The organism is Streptomyces sp. NPDC002130 (genome assembly GCF_040296465.1).
Classification (GTDB): Bacteria; Actinomycetota; Actinomycetes; order Streptomycetales; family Streptomycetaceae; genus Streptomyces.
The window spans coordinates 1-3,194 of the sequence record NZ_JBEOXI010000475.1 but is presented as its reverse complement, the minus strand read 5'-3'; the positions used below and the strand labels follow the sequence as shown (position 1 = coordinate 3,194).

Here is a 3,194-nt window from a genome sequence, read left to right as displayed (position 1 = left end):
ACACGCTGGTCTTCGCCGGGTTCCTGCTGACGGGCGGGGCGCTGGGGGACCGGCTGGGCAACCGGCGGGTCTTCTGCTGGGGCGTGGCGGTGTTCGTCGAGAATGGTCGCGATCGGCTGCTTGATACCGATGTTGACGACCTCGTAGCCGTTGTTGCTCAAGATGATGTCGACCAGGTTCTTGCCGATGTCGTGAACGTCGCCCTTGACGGTCGCGATCACGATGCGACCCTTGCCGTCCTCGTCGCTCGCTTCCATGTGCGGTTCGAGGAATGCCACGGCAGCCTTCATGACCTCGGCGGACTGCAGAACGAACGGCAACTGCATCTGTCCGGAGCCGAACAGCTCGCCGACGGTCTTCATGCCCGAGAGCAAGGTCTCGTTGATGATGGCCAGCGGAGGCTTGATCGTCATCGCCTCGGTGAGGTCGTCGTCGAGGCCGTTGCGCTCGCCGTCGACGATGCGGCGTTCGAGCCGGTCGAACAACGGAAGTCCCGCCAGTTCCTGCGCACGGGACTCGCGCGCCGACGCAGCCGAGACACCCTCGAACAGAGCCATCAGCTTCTGCAGCGGGTCGTACCCCTCGCTACGACGGTCGTAGACCAGGTCGAGTGCGGTTTCACGCTGCTCGTCCGGAATTCGGGCCATCGGCAGAATCTTGGACGCGTGAACGATCGCCGTGTCCAGACCGGCCTCGGTGCACTCGTGCAGGAACACCGAGTTGAGGACCTGCCGTGCCGCCGGGTTCAAACCGAACGAAATGTTCGAGATACCCAGGGTGAAGTGCAGTTCCGGGTACGCAGCCTTGAGCTGACGGATCGCTTCGATGGTCTCGATGCCGTCGCGTCGCACCTCTTCCTGACCGGTGGAGATGGGGAAGGTCAAGGCGTCGACGATGATGTCGGACTCGGCGAGTCCCCAGTTTCCCTTGATGTCCTCGATCAGACGCTTGGCGATGGCGACCTTGGTCTCGGCTGTGCGAGCCTGGCCCTCTTCGTCGATGGTCAGGGCGACGACTGCCGCGCCGTGCTCCTTGACCAGAGTCATGATCTTGTGAAAACGCGATTCGGGGCCGGCGCCGTCCTCGTAGTTGACGGAGTTGACAGCGCAGCGGCCACCGAGGTGTTCGAGACCGGCCTGCAACACGGCAGGCTCGGTGGAGTCGAGCATGATCGGCAGCGTCGAGGACGTCGCCAGACGGCTGGCCAGTTCCGACATGTCGGCGGCACCGTCGCGGCCCACGTAGTCGACGTTGAGGTCGAGCATGTGTGCGCCGTCGCGGGTCTGGTCCTTGGCGATGTCCAGGCACTTCTGGTAGTCCGCGGAGAGCATTGCCTCGCGGAAAGCCTTGGAGCCGTTGGAGTTCGTGCGTTCACCGATCATCAGGATGCTGGCGTCCTGCTCGAACGGCACCGCCGAGTACAGCGAAGAGGTGCTCGGCTCGTGGATCGGCGTGCGCTGGGCCTTCTCGACCTGACGGACCGCGTCGGCGACCGCGCTGATGTGCTCGGGCGTCGTACCGCAGCAGCCGCCTACGAGGCCGAGTCCGAACTCGGAAACGAAACCACTGAGGGCTTCGGCCAATTCGTCGGCGGTCAGCGGGTACTCGGCGCCCTTGGGGCCGAGCTGCGGCAGACCGGCATTGGGCATGACCGACACCGGCAGCGTGGAGTACTTGGACAGATGACGGAGATGTTCGCTCATCTCGGCCGGCCCGGTGGCACAGTTCAGACCGATCATGTCGATACCGAGTGGCTCGAGGGGGTGCAATGAGATCCTCAACGACACCCGTCCCGACGTGCTCAAAGACATCCACCGTGCGTACTTCGCCGCTGGTGCCGATGCCGTCGAGACCAACACCTTCGGTTGCAACCTGCCCAACCTCGCCGACTACGACATCTCTCACCGGATCCGCGAACTCGCGGAAAAAGGCACTGCTCTCGCCCGTGAAGTAGCGGACGAGATGGGACCAGGCCGCGACGGCATGGCCCGATTCGTACTCGGCTCGATGGGACCGGGAACCAAGCTCCCCAGCCTGGGACACGCACCGTACGCAGTCCTGCGTGACGCGTACACCGAAGCTGCGCTCGGCATGATCGACGGTGGCGCCGACGCCATCCTCGTCGAAACCTGCCAGGACCTGCTTCAGGTGAAGGCTGCAATCCTCGGCAGTCAGCGCGCGATGGAGCAACTCGGACTGCGGTTGCCGATCATCACGCACGTGACGGTCGAGACAACCGGAACGATGCTCCTGGGCAGTGAGATCGGTGCGGCGCTGACGGCACTCGAGGCCGAGGAAGTCGTCCAGGGTGAGGTCCGCGGCTTGCAACATGGTGCCCATCGCTCCGTCGCCGATGACAACGCGCTGTTTCAGCGCATCAAGCAGGGCAGAGTTAAATGGGGCAGACAAGCCGCCGACAGCGGGCTCCGAGGAATCAACGGTGTTCGGATCCTTGGTCTCGAAACGGTTCAATGCATTTACCTAACAGGACGATTGCCATCGACACGTAGAAGGACCGCGAACCGTGCCCGCGGACGATGCGGGGCACAGCTCGCGACTGGAGCATGGTCGATGACGAAGCGGAGTAAGAAATGACGGTCAGATCAGTGGCCGTGAAGACCGGGTCGATACTTCAGATTGCTTTAGCGACCGTCAGTAGTACGCACGAGGCCTCCAGCGCTTCGAGAGAATGTCGAGCATTCGGGACGATCAACAGATCGCCGGATGATCCCTCCCAAGCATTCTCGGCTGCGCACAGGCGTACCCGGCCGGTGAGGACATAGACGGTCGCTTCCCCAGGGTTCTCGTGCTCGTCGAGTTTTTGGCCCTCTGCCAGCGCGATGACGGTTTGCCGCAGGACGTGTTCATGGCCGCCGTACACGGTACGAGCGCTACGGCCGCTCTTCGAGTTTTCCGCCTTGTCGGCGAGTTGGCGAGCTAGCGCTGTCAATGACATCTTTTCCACGATGTTCGCTTTCTTTGCGTTTATGCGGTGCTGGCCAGGCATTTCAATCGTTCTCCACTGGTCCGGCCATGAGGAGGGGAGTGGCGGCAAGTCCCGTCGTCGGAGTCGGAAGTGGCCGCGGGGTCGACACGACGGGCGCTGTCACTTCTGCGGCGCTCTTCGCAGCCGTCTGCACCATCGTCGCGCCCCTGGTGGCACTACTCGTTTCGGGCCGCAGACCCGCCATGGC

General features: G+C 63.3%; 2 protein-coding genes and 1 pseudogene. 1 reads left to right on the top strand and 2 read right to left on the bottom strand.

Features of this window, described 5'->3' with window-relative positions; all coding sequences use genetic code 11:
- Positions 1-86: 86 nt before the first annotated feature.
- Positions 87-1,772: pseudogene (locus ABT116_RS41310) on the bottom strand (dihydropteroate synthase); the annotation flags it as partial.
- Positions 1,773-1,797: 25 nt separating this feature from the next.
- On the opposite strand from ABT116_RS41310, the gene ABT116_RS51085 reads away from it, so the two are divergent.
- Positions 1,798-2,595, top strand: coding sequence for a homocysteine S-methyltransferase family protein (locus ABT116_RS51085; RefSeq protein WP_350835225.1), 798 nt, complete (start codon positions 1,798-1,800; stop codon positions 2,593-2,595).
- Between the two features lie 37 nt (positions 2,596-2,632).
- Here ABT116_RS51085 and ABT116_RS41300 read toward each other — a convergent pair whose 3' ends face one another.
- Positions 2,633-2,965 (bottom strand): cupin domain-containing protein, encoded by a 333-nt coding sequence (locus ABT116_RS41300; RefSeq protein WP_070159670.1) that lies wholly within the window; start codon positions 2,963-2,965, stop codon positions 2,633-2,635.
- Between the last annotated feature and the right edge of the window lie 229 nt (positions 2,966-3,194).